The 17,384-nt window shown below is 69.3% G+C and carries 14 protein-coding genes and 1 tRNA gene; 7 read left to right on the top strand and 8 right to left on the bottom strand.

Annotated elements, in window-relative coordinates:
* Positions 1 to 54: 54 nt before the first annotated feature.
* The gene (gene ptsP, locus ITJ61_RS18570; protein ID WP_104243127.1) at positions 55 to 1,746 is read right to left on the bottom strand and encodes a phosphoenolpyruvate--protein phosphotransferase; all 1,692 of its coding nucleotides are present in this window, start codon (positions 1,744 to 1,746) and stop codon (positions 55 to 57) included.
* 154 nt (positions 1,747 to 1,900) lie between these two features.
* On the opposite strand from ptsP, the gene ITJ61_RS18565 reads away from it, so the two are divergent.
* From ITJ61_RS18565 to ITJ61_RS18535, 7 genes are all read left to right on the top strand, one after another.
* Positions 1,901 to 2,989 carry a YihY/virulence factor BrkB family protein gene (locus ITJ61_RS18565; protein WP_228497214.1) on the top strand — a complete coding sequence of 363 codons (1,089 nt, stop codon included), beginning with the start codon at positions 1,901 to 1,903 and terminating at the stop codon, positions 2,987 to 2,989.
* Between the two features lie 88 nt (positions 2,990 to 3,077).
* The gene (locus tag ITJ61_RS18560; RefSeq protein ID WP_104306006.1) at positions 3,078 to 3,926 is read left to right on the top strand and encodes an exodeoxyribonuclease III; all 849 of its coding nucleotides are present in this window, start codon (positions 3,078 to 3,080) and stop codon (positions 3,924 to 3,926) included.
* 82 nt (positions 3,927 to 4,008) lie between these two features.
* Entirely contained in the window at positions 4,009 to 5,016 is a 1,008-nt protein-coding gene (gene trpS / locus ITJ61_RS18555; protein WP_194687095.1) for a tryptophan--tRNA ligase, read from the top strand.
* Positions 5,017 to 5,107: 91 nt separating this feature from the next.
* Positions 5,108 to 5,845 carry a polyprenol monophosphomannose synthase gene (locus ITJ61_RS18550; protein ID WP_104341844.1) on the top strand — a complete coding sequence of 246 codons (738 nt, stop codon included), beginning with the start codon at positions 5,108 to 5,110 and terminating at the stop codon, positions 5,843 to 5,845.
* 14 nt (positions 5,846 to 5,859) lie between these two features.
* Positions 5,860 to 6,495, top strand: coding sequence for a GTP cyclohydrolase II (gene ribA / locus ITJ61_RS18545; protein WP_104243138.1), 636 nt, complete (start codon positions 5,860 to 5,862; stop codon positions 6,493 to 6,495).
* 239 nt (positions 6,496 to 6,734) lie between these two features.
* Positions 6,735 to 8,144 carry an MFS transporter gene (locus ITJ61_RS18540; protein WP_104243140.1) on the top strand — a complete coding sequence of 470 codons (1,410 nt, stop codon included), beginning with the start codon at positions 6,735 to 6,737 and terminating at the stop codon, positions 8,142 to 8,144.
* A gap of 190 nt (positions 8,145 to 8,334) precedes the next feature.
* Positions 8,335 to 10,356, top strand: a complete 2,022-nt coding sequence (locus tag ITJ61_RS18535; protein ID WP_228497213.1) for an ABC transporter ATP-binding protein — start codon at positions 8,335 to 8,337, stop codon at positions 10,354 to 10,356.
* A 33-nt stretch (positions 10,357 to 10,389) separates the two neighbouring features.
* On the opposite strand, the gene ITJ61_RS18530 is transcribed toward ITJ61_RS18535, so the two are convergent.
* The 7 genes from ITJ61_RS18530 to ITJ61_RS18500 form a co-directional block, all read right to left on the bottom strand.
* A complete protein-coding gene (locus ITJ61_RS18530; protein WP_194687094.1) occupies positions 10,390 to 10,956 on the bottom strand; it encodes an isochorismatase family protein in 567 nt (188 codons plus the stop codon).
* 64 nt (positions 10,957 to 11,020) lie between these two features.
* A complete protein-coding gene (gene dacB / locus ITJ61_RS18525; protein ID WP_194687093.1) occupies positions 11,021 to 12,427 on the bottom strand; it encodes a D-alanyl-D-alanine carboxypeptidase/D-alanyl-D-alanine-endopeptidase in 1,407 nt (468 codons plus the stop codon).
* Positions 12,428 to 12,583: 156 nt separating this feature from the next.
* Positions 12,584 to 13,366, bottom strand: a complete 783-nt coding sequence (locus ITJ61_RS18520; protein WP_194687092.1) for a dihydrofolate reductase family protein — start codon at positions 13,364 to 13,366, stop codon at positions 12,584 to 12,586.
* 63 nt (positions 13,367 to 13,429) lie between these two features.
* Positions 13,430 to 14,359 (bottom strand): dihydropteroate synthase, encoded by a 930-nt coding sequence (gene folP / locus ITJ61_RS18515; RefSeq protein ID WP_104299712.1) that lies wholly within the window; start codon positions 14,357 to 14,359, stop codon positions 13,430 to 13,432.
* A gap of 95 nt (positions 14,360 to 14,454) precedes the next feature.
* Positions 14,455 to 14,530 (bottom strand) — tRNA-Thr (locus ITJ61_RS18510).
* An 87-nt stretch (positions 14,531 to 14,617) separates the two neighbouring features.
* A complete protein-coding gene (locus ITJ61_RS18505) occupies positions 14,618 to 16,216 on the bottom strand; it encodes an alpha/beta hydrolase (RefSeq protein ID WP_104243152.1) in 1,599 nt (532 codons plus the stop codon).
* Entirely contained in the window at positions 16,213 to 17,382 is a 1,170-nt protein-coding gene (locus ITJ61_RS18500; RefSeq protein ID WP_194687091.1) for a DNA polymerase III subunit delta', read from the bottom strand. The genes ITJ61_RS18505 and ITJ61_RS18500 overlap by 4 nt, the downstream gene beginning before the upstream one ends.
* Positions 17,383 to 17,384 lie beyond the last annotated feature (2 nt).

Here is a 17,384-nt window from a genome sequence, read left to right as displayed (position 1 = left end):
CGCTCGACACCTGCGACGCCCGCCGGTGAACCGGCAGCGCCTGCAGAGTGAGGCCTACGCCTCGACGACCGGCACGGCCGTCGTGATGACACCACGCGTCGCGAGCGCGTCGACGACGCGCCCCTTCGCACCCTCGGCCGACTTCGCGAAGATCGCGAGGTGCGCGATCTCCTTCGCCTGCTCGAGCGTGACGCGCTTGAGCGCGGCGCGGACCTCGACGAACGCGGGAGGAGCCATGGAGAGCGAGCGAACGCCGAGACCCACGAGCACGATCGCCAGGTTCGGGTCGGCCGCGGCCTCGCCGCACACACCCACGTTCTTCTGGTGGTGCTCACCCGCCTCGCCGATGCGCTCGATGAGGCGCAGCACGGCAGGGTGCCACGGGTCCTGGAACGCCGCGACGCTGCCGAGGAGACGGTCGGCCGCAAGCGTGTACTGCGTGAGGTCGTTGGTGCCCACGGAGACGAAGTCGCTCGTCTCCAGGATCTGCTCGGCCAGGAGCGCAGCCGAGGGAACCTCGATCATGCTGCCAGCCGTCATGAGGCCGTACTCGCGAGCCAGCGCCGTGAAGTGCTCGCTCTCGTGCGCGTCGGAGACCATGGGAGCCATGACCCAGACCTTCGCCTCGGTCGCAGCCTGCGCGTTGGCAAGCGCCTGGAGCTGGTCGCGGAGGATCTGCTCCTTCTTCATGAGGACGCGGATGCCGCGAAGGCCAAGTGCCGGGTTGGGCTCGTCGGCCTCGGTGAGGAACGCGAGGGGCTTGTCGGCACCGGCGTCGAGCACGCGCACGACGACCTTCTTGCCGGGGAAGTGGGCGAGCGCCGCCGTGTAGTCGGCGGTCTGCTTCTCCACCGACGGGGCCGTGTCGCTGTCGAGGAAGAGGAACTCGGTGCGGAACAGGCCGACACCCTCGGCGCCGAGCGCTGCCGCGCGCTCCGCATCCACGGGCTTGCCGATGTTCGCGAGGATCTGCACGGGCGTGCCGTCGGCGAGCTCGCCCGGCTCGACCGGAGCGGCCTTCATCGCCGCGACGCGGTCGATCTCGGCCTGGGCCTCCGCGATGCGCTCGGCGGACGGCTCGGTGATGACCTGGCCCTTGGCCGCGTCGACGACGATGGTCTCGCCGTCGCGGAGGCTGTCGGCCTCCTTGACCGCGACGACCGCGGGGAGGCCCTTCTCGGCCGCCAGGATGCCGGTGTGCGCCTTCGGGCTGCCGTCACGGGTGACCAGCGCGAGCACCTTCGACAGGTCGAGCTTGGCTGTGTCGGCGGGCGCGAGGTCGTGCGCGACCAGGATGAACGGGGTGTCGCTCGACGGCACCTCGGGTGCAGGAACGCCGCGCAGCAGGGCGATGACGCGCTGCGAGACGTCACCCAGGTCGGTGGCGCGCTCTGCCAGGTAGCCGCCGAGGCTCTTGAGCATCTCGGCGAACGAGGAGAAGGACTCGAAGACGGCACGCTCGGCGGTCTTGCCACCCTCGGTGGCCGCCTTGATGCTGTCGGCGAGCGACGGGTCGGCAGCCATCATGGCCTGCGACTCCAGCACGTTCTTCGCCGCGCCGTCGACGGTCGCTGCTCGAGCGGTCAGCGCCTCGCCGGTCTCACGGAGTGCGGCGATCGCACGCTCGTACTCGGTCGCGGCGTCGCCGGTGGCGCGCTCGTCGGCCGGTTCGGGGAGCGGATCAGGCATGCGCAGGACTTCACCGAAAGCGACGCCGGTCCCGACGCCAAACCCCGTGTATTTCATAGCAACTCCTTCGTGCTGGTAACTCAGACAGCGTATCGGCACAGCAACGTAGGCTTCGACCGTGACCGAGCAAGACTCAACCAAGAGTTCGCGCAGTTCCACTTTCGCGCCGCCGTTTCCGAAGTTCCCCCCGGAGGCGCCGTTCGGCGAGCGCATGCAAGCACTGATCGCCTGGGCCCAAGCTACCCGCCCCGCCCGAGTCTTCGCCCATTTCGGGGCGAGAAGTGCCTCAGTGCTGGCCGGCGGCATGGCCTACTCCGCTATCTTCTCCATCTTCGCTGGCATCTGGCTACTCTTTTCTGTCGCCGGCATCTTCCTCGCGACGAACACCGAGCTCCGCGACGGGCTCATCGGAGTGCTCAACTCGTCCCTGCCCGGACTCATCGGCGAGCAGGGCGCGATCGACCCGAGCCTCCTCGAGAGCACGGGCGCCTTCGGCTGGGCGAGCGCCATCGCCCTCATCGGTACCCTCGGCACCGCGCTCGGCTGGCTCGGGCAGGCGCGCACGGGCATCCGCACGATCTTCGACGTCCCCGTCGCGACCAAGCGGAGCTTCGTCGTCCAGAAGCTCATCGACCTCGGCTTCCTCCTCGCGTTCGCCGTGGCCCTTGCCATCTCGACCGCGCTCACGGTGCTCTCCTCGACCTTCCTCTCGTCGCTGCTCGAGACGGTCGGCATCGACGAGTCGAGCGGATTCGCGCTCGTCGTCATCCGCATCGTGACGGTCCTCATCCTCCTCGCGTTCGACACCGTCGTCCTGGCCGGCATCCTCCGCATCCTCGCCGGCCTGCGCATCCCCACGCGCTCACTGTTCTTCGCCGCCTTCCTCGGGGCGATCATCATCGGAATCCTGAAGCAGGTCTCGACGGCCCTCATCGGCGGCGCCACGAGCAATCCGCTCGTCGCGTCCTTCGCCGTGCTCCTCGGCCTCATGATCTTCCTCAACCTGCTCTGCACCGTGCTCCTGCTCACCGCGGCGTGGGTCAAGGTGACGATGGATGACATCGGTGCCTCCCCGAGGCTCCTCACCGCCAAGGAGGCCCGCGAGGAATCGTCCGACACGATCCTCCGTGCAGAGCGCGAGAAGATCGCGACCCAGGTGATCGAGTCTCGGGAGCGACTCAACGCGGCACCTCGGTTCTTCCGGTGGAAGGCCATGGCCGAGTACCGGGCTCTCCTGCGTGAGCAGCGCAGGATCGAAGCCGAGGCGCAGCGACGCCGTTTCCAAGGCGGACGCGTCTAGACGACGCGCCCCAGTTGAGGGGCGCCAGGGGACAGGCGACCGGCGACGCCGAGTGCCCGTGTCGGTGGTCCCGTCTAGACTCGAGCGCATGCCAAGAACCATTCGCATCGCGTCAGTGAACGTCAACGGAGTCCGTGCCGCCTACAAGAAGGGCATGGGCGAGTGGCTCGCCGAACGCGAGGTCGACATCCTGGCACTGCAGGAGGTTCGCGCCCCCACGGAAGAGCTGCACAAGCTCATCGACACGTCCGATTGGGACCTGCACGACCACCTGGCGACCGCGAAGGGTCGCGCCGGCGTCGCCATCGCCTCCCGAATCCCGATCAGCGCCGTCCGCACCGAGCTCGGCCCGGACGACTTCGACTCGGCGGGCCGCTGGCTCGAAGCCGACTTCGACATCGACGGCACCCCGCTCACGGTCGTGAGCTGCTACGTCAACTCCGGCGAGGCAGACACCCCGAAGCAGGACGAGAAGTGGAAGTTCCTCGACGCCATGAGCGCGAGGCTCCCCGAGCTGCAGGCCCACAGCGCCCACTCGCTGATCGTCGGCGACCTCAACGTCGGCCACACGAAGCTCGACATCAAGAACTGGAGGGGCAACGTGAAGCGGGCCGGCTTCCTCCCCCGCGAGCGCGCCTACTTCGACCGCATCTTCGGCGAGCACGGCGCGAGCGTCGAAGGCGCAGACGGCAGCACCGGCACCGGGCTCGGCTACGTCGACGTGGGCCGCGCGCTCACCGGCGAGGTCGAAGGCCCATACACGTGGTGGTCGCAGCGAGGCCAGGCGTTCGACAACGACACCGGATGGCGCATCGACTACCAGGTCGCGACCCCCGAGCTCGCCAAGCGCGCCGTCTCCTACGCCGTCGACCGCGCCGCCAGCTACGACACCCGCTGGTCGGACCACGCGCCCGTCGTCGTCGACTACACGTTCTGACCTCCGGGGTCATCGCCCCGCATCCGCCCGCACCGGCCCACCCCACTCGCACGACCAACCGCACGACCTCGAGGATCTCCTGATGACCAAGCCAGTGCTCTTCTCCGGCATGCAGCCCTCCGCCGACTCGCTCCACCTCGGCAACTTCATCGGCGCGCTCAGCAACTGGGTGCCCATGCAGGAGGACTCCACGGCCATCTACTGCGTCGTCGACCAGCACGCCATCACCGTGCCCTTCGAACCGAGCTCGCTGCGCGAGCGCACTCGGGTGACGGCGGCGCAGTACATCGCGGCGGGCATCGACCCCGAGAAGTCGATCCTCTTCGTGCAGTCGGCGGTGCCCGCGCACGCGCAGCTGCAGTGGGTGCTGTCCACCATCACGGGCTTCGGCGAGGCCAGCCGCATGACGCAGTTCAAGGACAAGTCGCAGCGGTACGGCGCAGACACGACGACCGTCGGCCTCTTCACCTACCCCGTGCTCATGGCCGCAGACATCCTGCTCTACCAGGCCGCGTCCGTGCCCGTCGGCGAAGACCAGCGCCAGCACATCGAGCTCACCCGCAACCTCGCCGAGCGGTTCAACTCGCGCTTCGGCGACACCTTCGTCGTGCCGGAACCGCACATCATGAAGGAGACCGCGAAGGTCTACGACCTCCAGAACCCAACCGCCAAGATGTCGAAATCGGCGGAGTCGGACGCTGGCCTCCTCCGCCTGCTCGACGACGAGAAGGTCACGCGCAAGAAGATCATGCGCGCGGTGACCGACGCCGACGGCGAGATCCGCTTCGACCGCGAGACCAAGCCAGGGGTGTCGAACCTCCTCACCATCGCCTCCGTGCTCTCAGGGTCGTCGATCGACGAGATCACGGCGCAGTATGCGGGCGGCGGCTACGGCGACCTCAAGAAGGGCCTCGCCGAGCTCGTCGAGTCGACGTTCGCTCCCATCCGCGAACGCACCAACGAACTCCTGGCCGACCCCGCCGAGCTCGACCGCATCCTGGAGCGCGGCGCAGAGCGGGCAAGCGAACTCGCCCTCACGACGCTCGACGAGGTCTACGCCCGCGTCGGCTTCCCCAAGCCGAGACGCTGACCTCGCCAGTTCCCTGAGAGGCGAGCTGGGCACTTCCCACACCCCAGCTGATCGCACCATTTCTGCCGAATCTCCGCGCTAGGATGACGCAATGCCCGAAACGCTCGTCATCATCCCCACCTACAACGAACGCGAAAACGTCCGCTCCATCGTGGACCGTGTTCTCGGGGCGGACTCGCGTATCCACGTGCTGGTCGTCGACGACAACAGCCCAGACGGCACCGGCGACATGGCCGACGAGATGGCCGCGGCCGACGAGCGCGTCACCGTGCTGCACCGCGCCGGCAAGCTCGGTCTCGGCACCGCCTACCTCGAGGGCTTCGCGCTCGCAGCCGAGCGCGGCTACACCTACGTCTTCGAGTTCGACGCCGACGGCTCGCACCCGCCCGAGCGACTGCCGGAGATGATCGACGCGCTCGATGCTGGCGCAGGCCTTGTCATCGGAACCCGCTGGATGCCCGGCGGGCGCACCGAGAACTGGCCCCTCCAGCGCCAGATCCTCTCCCGCGGCGCGTCCATCTACGCCCGCGTGCTGCTGCAGAGCAAGATCCGCGACATCACCGCCGGCTACCGCGGCTACCGCGTCGACCTCCTCCAGGGCTTCGACCTCAGCCGCATCAAGAGCGCCGGCTACTGCTTCCAGATCGAGATGGCCTGGCTCTTCGAACGCTCCGGCATTCGCGTGAGCGAAGTGCCCATCACGTTCGTCGAACGCCAGGAAGGCGCATCCAAGATGTCGAGTGACATCATCGTCGAGGCCGTCTGGCGCGTGTTCGCCTGGGGCCTCGGCTACCGACTCGGCGCGCTCTCGCGCCTGACCGGTCGTTGAGCGAAGGCGATTCCATGAGCGACGCACCCACCTCCTCCGTCACCTTCGAGGCCGAGACCTCGATCCCCACGCGCCACGGGGTCCTGCGCTTCCGCGCGTACACCGACGACGCCGACGGGCAGCTGCACCTCGCGATCATCTCCGGTGAGCCCGAGAACGGCGCCATCGTGCGCGTGCACTCCGAGTGCCTCACGGGTGAGGCCTTCGGCTCGCTGAAGTGCGAGTGCGGGCCGCAGCTCGACGCCTCCCTCGAGGCGATCGGTCGCGACGGCGGCATCGTGCTGTACCTCCGCGGCCACGAGGGCCGCGGCATCGGACTCCTCAACAAGCTCCGCGCCTACGCCCTGCAGGAGCAGGGGCTCGACACGGTGGATGCGAACCTCGCGCTCGGCCTCCCCGCCGACAGCCGTGCCTACACGGCAGCCGCCCGGATGCTCGATGACCTCCAGATCTCCCGCATCCGCCTGCTCACGAACAACCCCGCCAAGGCCGAGGCCCTCGAAGCGCACGGCATCACGGTCGAGGAGCGCGTGCCCCTCGAGGTGGGGCGTGAAGACGCGAACCTCGCCTACCTGACCACCAAGGTCCAGCGCATGGGTCACATCATGAGCGAGCTTCCCCAGCTGCCGAACGACGACGCCGCCAGCTGAGCACAGCCGGAACCGCATACCTCATGCGGCCCACGATTGGGTAGTGGGCCAGCGAAAGCGACGAATGACGTGTAACCTCGTCTCGGCCGGAAGCCACAAGCATCCGACCGAGCACGCGTCAATCCACCTCGCATCCGCACGGTCCGACGCGTTCCACCCACCGCTGCTCTGAGCTCAAGCACCGCGCAACCCGCACCGAAACCGCGACTCACCAGCGAGCCAGCTGTCTCAGGAGCAACGTGTCATCCCCCAGCAAGACCAAGACCGGAGCGTCCGTCGAGGAGTTTGAGGTCAAGAACTCCCGCGGCAAGGTCCTCACCGCGAGCCTCGTCGGAACCTCGATCGAGTTCTACGACTTCTACATCTACGCGACCGCCGCGAGCCTCGTCTTCCCGGCCCTCTTCTTCCCGAACGACAACGAGACGACGGCACTCCTCGCCTCGTTCGCCGTCTTCGGCGTCGCCTTCATCGCTCGCCCCATCGGGTCGATCCTCTTCGGCCACTTCGGCGACCGCATCGGCCGCAAGGGCACCCTCGTCGCGACGCTCCTCACGATGGGTATCGCCACCTTCGCGATCGGGCTCCTCCCGACGGCGCTCACGCCCGGCTGGGAGATCCTCGCGCCGACGCTGCTCGTCATCATGCGCTTCTGCCAGGGCCTCGGCCTCGGCGGCGAGTGGAGCGGCGCGGCCCTCCTCGCCACGGAGAACGCCCCGGCGAACAAGCGCGCCATCTACGGCACCTTCCCGCAGCTCGGCGCCCCCATCGGCTTCATCCTCGGCAACCTGCTCTTCGTGCTGCTCTCCCACTTCATGAGCGACGAGACGTTCTTCGCCTGGGGCTGGCGAGTGCCGTTCCTCCTCAGCGCCATCCTCGTCATCGTCGGCCTCTGGGTGCGCATCAGCCTCCTCGAGACGCCCGCGTTCGAGAAGGTCGTCGCCGCAGGCGAGGTCTCCAAGGTTCCGCTGTTCGCAGCGTTCAAGACCAGCTGGCGCCAGATCATCCTGGGCACGTTCATCATGCTCGCCACCTACGTGCTCTTCTACATGATGACCGCGTTCACGCTGTCCTTCGGCACGAAGGCCACGACCGAGCAGGCTGCCGCGAAGGCGGAAGCAGCCGGCGAGGCGTTCGACCGGTCCGCCTGGGTTCCAGGTCTCGGGTACATGCGCGAGCAGTTCCTCATCATGCTCATCGTCTCCGTCGTCTTCTTCGGCATCTTCACGCTCGTCTCCGGCCCGCTCGCCGAGAAGTACGGCCGCCGCAAGATGCTGCTCTGGACCACCGGCGCGATCTTCATCTTCGGCTTCGCCATGACGCCGCTGCTCGCTGGCGGATTCATCGGCACGCAGGGGATGCTCGTCATCGGCATGACGCTCATGGGCCTCACCTTCGGCCCCATGAGCGCCGTCCTCCCGGAGCTCTTCCCCGCCAACGTGCGCTACACCGGAAGCGCCATCGCCTACAACCTCTCGAGCGTCTTCGGCGCCGGCTTCGCGCCGACCGTCTTCATCGCGCTCTGGGCGTTCGGCGACGGCAGCCCGTTCTGGGTCGGCGTGTACCTCGCCGGCGCCGCGGTCCTCACCTTCGTGGCGCTGCTGATCTCCAAGGAGACCCGCGACATCGCATACGTGACCAACACGAAGTAGTCGCCGCGCCTCATCGGCGGGGGCCGTGCATCCACTGCGGATGCACGGCCCCTTGTCGTCTGCCTGCCCAGCGGGCCGGGAGGGGCGGATGCCCCAGGTCGGGGCGGGTACCCTTGGCGGGTGCGCGCACACGACTGCGCGCCATCGGCGTGCGCGCATCTCGGCGCGCTGCGGGCGAAAGGCCAGGAGTTTGGGCGACAAGCCAGTGGATGCAGGAGCAGTTGGCAGCGGGGAGACGGCGCAGAAGAAGCGCAGGGGATTCCCCGGGCGACCGGCTCGTGAGGCGTCGGGCGCACCGAGGGCGACCTTCAAGCAGCTCCTCCCGCACCTCCTCGTCAACAAGCCGCTGCTGGCGGGCATCATCGCCATCAGCGTGCTCAGCTCGGCGTTGAGCCTCGCCCAGCCGCTGCTCGTGAACGTGCTCATCGGCCAGGTCGAGGTCGGCACCATCGCCGCCTGGGTCGTGTGGGTGCTCGTGGGCGCCGTGGTCATCGGCGCTATCGCCAACGGGGTCCAGCACTTCCTCCTGCAGCGCACGGGCGAGTCGATCGTGCTCAACACGCGACGCCGCCTCGTCGCGAAGCTCCTGCGGCTGCCGGTCGCCGAGTTCGACGCCCGCAGGACGGGCGACCTCGTCTCCCGCGTGGGCAGCGACACCACCATGCTCCGGGCCGTGCTCACGCAGGGACTCGTCGAAGCCATCGGTGGCGCCCTCACCTTCATCGGTGCCGTCGTCGCGATGATCGTGCTCGATGGCGTCCTGTTCCTCATCACCTTCGCCGTCGTCGTCGTGGCCCTGCTGCTTGTCGTGGGCATGTCGATGCGCATCCGCGAGGCCAGCGCCGCGGCCCAGCAGAAGGTGGGCGACCTCACCGCCTCCGTCGAACGCGCCATTTCCTCGGTCAGGACCGTGCGGGCGTTCGGCGCGACCGAACGCGAGGAGCGCCTCGTCGACACCGACGCGGTCGGCGCCTACCAGCGTGGCCTCGACGTGGCCCGCATCTCCGCGTTCATCGTGCCCGTCGCGGGCTTCGCCATGCAGGGCGCGCTCATCGCGGTGCTCGGCGTCGGCGGCCTGCGCGTGGCGGCAGGCGAGCTGAGCATCGCGAACCTCATCGCCTTCATCATGTTCCTGTTCATGATGATCATGCCGCTCGGCCTCTTCTTCGGCGCCCTCACCGCCGTGAACACCGCCCTCGGCGCGCTCGGGCGCATCGAGGAGATCATCGCGATCCCCGAAGAGGGGGCAGGCGACCGCGACGAGGCGGCTCTGGTCGTCCTCGAGGGGCCGGCCAACGAGCGCGGGGCACCGGACGCGCCCGCCGTGGAGTTCGAGGACGTCACCTTCCACTACCCGGAGGACGTCGTGCGCGCGCGGGCAGCTCGCGAGCGGGCAGCCGCGCGGCTCGAGACGATCCGCCGAGAGTCGTCGCGCGGCGGCATGGCAGCGGCCATGACGGGGGCCGCGTCCGACCCCGATGCTCGACTCTTCGCGGAGGACGGGGCTCAGGCGCGCGTCGAGGCGCCGCTGGTGCTCGACGGCGTCAGCTTCGCGCTGCGCCGCGGCGAGCGCCTCGCCCTCGTCGGCCCTTCCGGCTCGGGCAAGTCGACGGCCCTTGCCCTGCTCGAGCGCTTCTACGACCCCACGGGTGGCAGCATCCGCCTCGGCGGCGTGGACCTCCGCTCCATCGACCGGCAGCAGCTGCGCGCACAGCTCGGCTACGTGCAGCAGGACGCGCCCGTGCTCGCCGGAAGCCTGCGCGAGAACCTCCTCCTCGGCCGACCGGACGCCGACGACGTCGCCTGCGAGGAGGTACTCCGCGAGGTGAACCTCGGGGACGTCCTCGACCGCAGCGACGACCGGCTCGACACCCAGGTCGGCGAGTCCGGCGTCATGCTCTCCGGCGGCGAGCGCCAGCGCCTCGCGATCGCCCGCGCCCTGCTCTCGGCCCCGCCCATCCTGCTGCTCGACGAGTCGACGTCAGCCCTCGACGGTGCCAACGAGCGGCTCATGCGCGACGCCCTCGACAAGGTCTCGGAGGGTCGAAGCGTCATCGTCATCGCCCACCGCCTGTCGACGGTCGTGGACAGCGACGAGATCGTGGTCCTCGAGCACGGTCAGGTGCTCGGCCGCGGCAAGCACCTCGAGCTCGTCGACACGGTCCCCCTCTACCGGGAGCTCGCACAGCACCAGCTGCTCCTCCCCCGCTGAGCCGGCCAGCTGGCCCGCGCGCGGGCAGGAGCGCTACTCGACGGTGACGCCGGCGGCACGCAGCTCGTCGAGAGCCGCCGCGCGGGATGCTGCGGCCACGGCTGAGGTGAGGCCGTCGACGACACGCACCGTGAACCCCTCCCGGTGGGCGTCGAGCGCGGATGCCCGCACGCAGTGGTCGGTCGCGATGCCCACGACGTCGAGGTGGTCGACGCCGCGAGCGCGCAGCGCCTCGGCGAGCGGCTCGCCCTCGGCGGTGGCACCGTCGAAAGCCGAGTAGGACGGCGAGCCCTGCCCCTTGAAGATGTGGAGGTCGACGAGCTTCGTGTCGAGCGCGGGGTGGTAGTCGGCGCCCGGCGTGCCGGCCACGCAGTGCTCCGGCCAGCTGTCGACGAAGTCGGGCTGCGGGTGGAAGTGCCCACCGTTGTCGCTGTCGGCGTCGTGCCAGTCGCGCGAGGCGACGACGACCGCGTAGTCCTCGCCGTGCTCCTCGAGGTGCTCGGTGATGCCAGCGGCCACGGCGGCACCACCGGCTGTCTCGAGGGCCCCACCCTCGGTGAAGTCGTTCTGGACGTCGACGATCAGCAGTGCGCGGCTCATGCCCCCAGTCTGCCGCAGCGTTCCTGGATGAGTCAGACGCATCCGCGCCCGCTCAGCTCGTCGCTCACCAGTTGGCGAGGGATGCGCCGCACGAGTAGGCGCGGGCGGCGATGCTGTCGAGCGCGTCGCGGTTGGCGGGCGTCACGGCGCCGACGACGAAGAACGCGAAGGTCAGCCTGCTGCCGTCCGCGGCGGTCATGTAGCCGGCGAGTCCGTAGACCTCGTTGATCCACCCGGTCTTCGCCGTGATGGCGCCTGGGGGGACGCCCAGGGAGGTGAGCCTCGTCTGGAGGGTGCCGGTCTGGCCGGATGCGGGCAGGTCGTCGAGCATCTGGGACGCGGCGATGTCCGGCTGCGAGATGGCTTGCAGCAGCTCGGCGACGAGTTCGGGCGGAACTCGGTTGTCGGCGGACAGACCGGAGCCGTCCGCGAGGACGAGGCCGTCGGCGTCGAGGCCGAGGGTCGACAGAGCCTGGCTGGTCGAGGCTTGGATGGCGGCGAAGTCAGTGCCGACACCCTGCTCGATCGCGACGAGCCGCGAGAGCATCTCGGCGACGTTGTTGTCGCTGTCGATGAGGGCGTAGTGCACGAGTTCTGAGACCGGCTGCGACCAGACCTCTGCGAGCAGCGTCGCGCCCTCCGGCACGGTGCCGCTCGCGCCTGCCGTCGCGGCTCCGAGCCTCGTGGCGAACGCGCCAGCGGCGGCGCCGCTCGGGTCATCCGTGCGGGGCGAGACGAGGCTCGCCGGGTTCTGGCGTCCGCCGTCGACCATGAGCGCCGAGATCGGGCTGATGTAGCCGTCGGTGCGGTCCGCCTGCAACCACGACGGCTGCCACTCCGGCCCGCTGAACGCCGACTTGTCGACGAGCACCTGGGTGAGGGGCGTGCCGGAGAGGCTCGGGTCGCTCGCCCAGGCCGTCCGGGTCTGGGCGGCGAGGTCGGCGAGCGTCGCGGTCGCGCCGGAGTAGTAGCTGCCCGCGCCGGTGTCGGTGGAGGCGAGGGTCACGTCCCCACCTCCCACGATGACCACCGAGCCCGGCTCGCTGCCTGCGTAGACGCGTGTCGGGATGCGGAAGTCCGGGCCGAGCACCTGCATGGCCGCGGTCGTGGTGAGGAGCTTCATGACGGATGCCGTCGGCACCGCGTCCGTCGCCTTGCGCTCGTAGATCGCCTCGCCGCTCTGCGAGTCGACGACCACGCCGTGGAAGTCGAGGGCTCCTGCGGCGCTCGCCACGTCCTCGATGGAGCAGGTTCGCATCGGCTCGGCGGCGGTGGCCTCGACGGGTGCCTCGCGAACCGCGCCGAGCGACTTGGCGGGGAGGACCTCGGACGTGCCGGCGAACGCCGGTGCTGCTGCTGCGAACCCGGCCGCGCCGGCCGCGAAGCCCCCTCCGAGCGCGAGGACGCCAGCCAGCGCGAAGCCGACGAGGCGACTGGCGACTGAGCGCGGGGACTTTCCTGACCTGGCCATGTCACCTCCGGGCGGAACGAGGGGCCGCGTCGTCGTTCGACGGCACGGCAAGCTGCAAGTCTAGCCAAGCGACGCAGGCGCCGCGCCTGACCGAGGATTCGGGGAGGCCTCCTGCCCGCTGGCGCGCTCGGCGGGGCAGGCGGGAGACTCGAGCCCTCAGCTCAGGCCGGCAGAGCGGAGGTAGTGGAGCAGCAGCGTGTCGTCGCACTCCAGGACACCGGCAAGGGCGAGCGGGTGCTGCGCAAGCGTCTCCGAGTGCGTGATGCGCCCACCCTGCCCACCAACCGACGCCGGCGAGATCGTCAGGCAGAGCTCGTCGAACGCGCCCTGAGCGTTGACCTCGCCGAACAGCGAGGGCCCGCCCTCGCAGAGCACCTCCGTGTGACCCAGCTCGCGCAGCATGGCGCGGAGCTCGGTGACGTCGAAGGTTCCAGGGCGCTCCGGATGCTCCGGCACGGTGAGCACGGTCGCGACCTCCCGGAACGGTGCGAGCCGCTCGGGATCGGAGACGGGAGTCACCACGATGGGCGGTACGGGTGCATCCGCGAACATCTCGTGCTTCGGGTCGAGCGCGAGACGGTTCGAGACGATGCCCAGCGTCGGATGTGGGGGGCGCCCCCGCTCTTCGCGCCAGGCCACGGAGGGCTCGGAGACTCGAAGGCCCACGTAGCCTTCGTCGCGAAGGGTGCCAGCCCCCACCAGCACGAGGTCCGCGAGGCGACGCAGCAGCTCGAACACACGATGGTCCGCGGCGGTGCCGAGGCTCCCCGACCTGCCGTCGCCGCCCATCGCAGCCCCGTCGACGCTCGCCACGAAGTTCAGCCGGAACGCCCCGTTCGCGGGGTAGGCGTAGTGGGCGAGCAACTGCTCGTCGTCGAGCTGCTCACGGGCACCCGCAGGACCGAGCAGCGAGCGGATCGCCGATGATGGAGCGTTCATGCTGAGAGCATGCCACGCAGACGTGGACGGCAGTGGGGAGTCGAGTGCGAACTTGGCGGCGCCCTAGACGTTGTGTCGCGTGTACGCGGGCGCACGGAGGCCGAGGATCGCCTCGGTCATGCGGGTCGCGTCGACCGCCTCTGGCACGTTGTGCATGCGGACGATGCGAGCGCCGAGCAGGATGCACGCGACGGCCGCCGCCAGCGACCCGGCTACCCGCTCCCGCTTCGGCCTGTCGAGGCTCTCGCCGATGAAATCCTTGTTGGAGACCGCGGCGAGGGAAGGGAAGCCCAGCGACGAGATCTCGTCGAAGTGCCGTGTCAGTGCGAGCGTGTGCAGCGTGTTCTTGTTGAGGTCGTGCCCCGGGTCGACGATGAGCTGGTCCTCCCCGACCCCCAGCTCGATGGCCCGCTCGGCCCGTGCCTGCAGGAACGAGCGCACCTCTCCCACCACGTCGTCGTAGTGCGGCCGGGCGAGCTCCGCCCGCGGGGCCGCGACGCTGTGCGTGATGACGAGCTGAGCACCCGAGCCCGCGACGACCCTCGCGAGGTCTTCGTCGCGGAGGCCGCTCGTGTCGTTGATGATGCCTGCGCCCGCTTCGAGGCACGCCTCGGCGACGCGTGCACGGTAGGTCTCCGCGGAGATGGGGATGCTGGTCCGCTCCCGCACGGCACGGATCACGGGCACCACCCGGCTGATCTCGTCCTGCTCGGAGAGCTCCTCACCTGGCGCGAAGGGCTGACCGCCGATGTCCACGATGTCCGCTCCCGCCCGCTCGGCGGCGAGCACCGCATCCACGGCGCTCTCGAGCGCGAAAGTCGCCCCATCGTCGTAGAACGAGTCGGGGGTGCGGTTCACGATCGCCATGACCGCCACCCGGCGAGAGAAGTCGAACCCCTCCCCCTCGCCGAGGCGATGGACCGGGCTGCGCAGGCCCGGGAATGCCAGGGGCGGGTGCTGGTCGGGGTCTTGGTGGTGCCGGCGCTCGAGCATCTCATCAGCGTAGGCGAGGCGCGCTGAGGAGCGCGGCCGACTCGGTGCCGCTGGAGAAGACGAAAGCCCCTCCGCACCGAAGTGCGGAGGGGCGATGGGGCCGCCTGCGAGAATCGAACTCGCGACCTATTCATTACGAGTGAATCGCTCTGCCGACTGAGCTAAGGCGGCCTGCCTGCAGCTCAACCCCCTGGGGCGCTGAACTCGACACCAAAGCATAACGCACACTCAGCTCAAGTGCACATCGGGGTGTCGGAGTCAGCAGACGAGGCCCTCTGCGGGCACCGTCCCGTCGATGAAGTACGCGTCGACCGCGCCCGTGACGCAGCTGTCGCCCTGCGTGTAGGCGAGGTGCCCTTCACCCTCGAAGGTGACGAGCGTGGCCGATTCGAGCTGCTCGGTCACTGCCTCCGCCCACGCGTATGGCGTGGCCGGGTCGCCCGTGGTGCCGATGACCAGCACGGGGTCCGCACCCGCTCCCGTGACGGGCGCGAGCTCGTTGGTGGATGGGAACGCCCACTGCTGGCAGGTCGTGTCGCCGAGCGCTTCAGGGCCGGGGATGCCGATGGGGGTCGACTCCGCGATCTGCCGGTTGAAGTCGGCGATCTTCGCGGGATCGGTCTCGACCGGGTAGTCGAGGCAGTTGATGGCCGTGAACGCCTCGAACATGTTGTCCGCGTAGGTGCCATCGGGCTCGCGCCCGTAATAGGAGTCGCTGAGCGCGAAGAATCCTGCCGGGTCGCCGGTGGCCTCGTAGGCGGCGAACGCCTCGCTCAGGTACGGCCAGCTCTGGTCGTTGTACAGGGCCGAGCTGATGGCGGTGTCGATGACGCTGCTGGTGAGCTTCCGCCCGTCGGCGTTGTTGGGGAGCGTGTCGTCGGCCTCGGCCATGAGGGCGTTGATCTTCGCGATCGCGTCGTCGACGCTGCCCGTGAATGGGCAGCTGGTCGTCGTCAGGCAGTCCTCGAGGTAGGTGCGGGTCGCTTCGCCGAACGCGCCCTGCTGGGCGAGCACGACCTCGAAGGTCGAGAGCGTGGGGTCGGTCGCGCCGTCGAGCACGACGCGTCCGACGGTCTCGGGGAACATGTCGATGTACTGCGCGCCGATGTCGGTGCCATACGAGAACCCGAAGTAGTTGACCTTCGGGTCGCCGACGAGGGCTCGCATCATGTCGAGGTCCTTGACGGTGCTCTTCGTGTCGACGAACTCGAGGAGAGCCCCCGTGTTCTCGAGGCAGTCGTCGGCGAACTCCTTGGAGTTCGCGGTCACCGCGTCGATGATCTGCTGGTCGGTCGCCGTCTCGGCGTCGAGTTCCTCGTCGACGCCGTAGAACCATTCGTCCATGCCCGCGTCGTCGCGGCAGTCGACGGCGCTCGATTCCCCGACGCCGCGCGGGTCCCAGCCCACGATGTCGAAGTCGTCCATGAGCTCGGGCGTGAAGACGTACTCGGCGCTGTCGCGGACGAAGGAGATGCCGGAGGCACCGGGGCCACCCGGGTTCGTGAAGATCGTGCCGAGGGGGTTGCCGCTCGCTGCTGGCACCTTGACCATGGCGAGCTCGATCTTCTCGGACGCCCCGTCGCCCCAGTTCATGGGAGCTTCTGCGGTGGCGCACTCGCGCCCGTTGCCGCAGTCGCCCCAGTCGAGGTCCTGCTCGTAGTACGCCTGGATGCTCGGCTCGAGCCCGGAGGGCACGAGCTGCGCGTCTTCCTGCGGCCCGCGGTCTCCCGACGTTCCGGGTCCCGAGAGGGTCGTGATGAGCGTGCATCCGCTGAGGGCGAAGATGACGGCGGCTGTGAGGAGCGAGGCGCCGATGCCCCGCGCCGTCGCTCGAGCGCGGGTGGTCGTTCTGGTCATGATGCTCCCTGCTGCTTCTGCGTCCAGCTGATCAAGAATGCCTCCAGCACGAGCGCCACGGGCACGTTCGCGGCGAGTCGTGCGCGAGCCTTGCTGACGGCGTCGATGCTGGTGAGCACGTCGTCGGAGCTGCGGGAGCCCATTGCGGCTTCCAGCTCGCTCCTCCGGTGCTCGTTGACGAGCTCGACGGGCAGCTCGAGCTGCAGCATGAGCAGGTCGCGCAGCAGGGAGACGGAGTCGGTGAGGATGCGATCGATCGCGTCGACCTGCCCTCGCTTGGCCCGGCGCTTCTGGTGCTCCTCGAGCTCGCGGATCTGGCCGCGCAACTGCCGTGGCACCGCCTGTCCCGGTGTCAGCCCGAGCGAGCGGAATGCCGCGGCGCGCTCGTGCTCGTCGCGATCGGCGGCGTTGGCGGTTGCATCTTCGTCGGCGATGGTGACGAGCTGCGCGGCCTTGCGAACGGCCTCGCCGGTGGTGCGGATGTCGAGCAGCCCGTCGAGCGACGCGTCGCGCCTCCCCCAGGCGTCTTCGCTGGTCGCAAGGCGCTTGGCCATGCCGACGTGGCTCTGCGCTTCGCGGGCGGCACGCAGCGCGGTGTCGGGCTCGATCCCGTCGCGCCGGACGAGCAGGGCCGCGACGTCTCGAACCGCGGGGACGCGCAGGCGCACGCTGCGCACTCGCGAGCGGATGGTCGGCAGCAGGTCGGCCTCGCTCGGAGCGCAGAGCACCCAGACGGTCGATTCCGGCGGCTCCTCGATCGCCTTGAGGAGGGTGTTGGAGGTGCGTGCGACCATGCGGTCGGCGTCCTCGACGATGATGACCCTGTAGCGCCCGGTCATGGGGGACATGGAGGCGCGTTCGACGAGCTCGCGGGCGGTCTTGATGTCCAGCTGCACGGTCTCGGTCACGACCGCCGTGAGGTCGGGATGTGAGCGGGCGCGCACCTGCACGCACGACGGGCACACCCCGCATCCGCCGTCCGGGCAGAGGAGCGCGGCCGCGAAGGCGTAGGCCATGTTGCTTCGGCCGGAACCCGGAGGGCCGGTGATGAGCCAGGAGTTGGTCATGCCACTCGGGTCGATCGCTCCCCGCTTCGAGGCTTTCGCCGCGTTGGAGAACAGCGCTATCGCGTCATCTTGACCGGACAGGTCGTCCCAGACGGTCACGG

Origin of the sequence: Pseudoclavibacter sp. VKM Ac-2888, from assembly GCF_015351285.1 — a bacterium.
Taxonomy (GTDB): domain Bacteria; phylum Actinomycetota; class Actinomycetes; order Actinomycetales; family Microbacteriaceae; genus Pseudoclavibacter.
The sequence above is the reverse complement of the archived record's forward strand: the minus strand, read 5'-3'. Positions and strand labels throughout refer to the sequence as shown.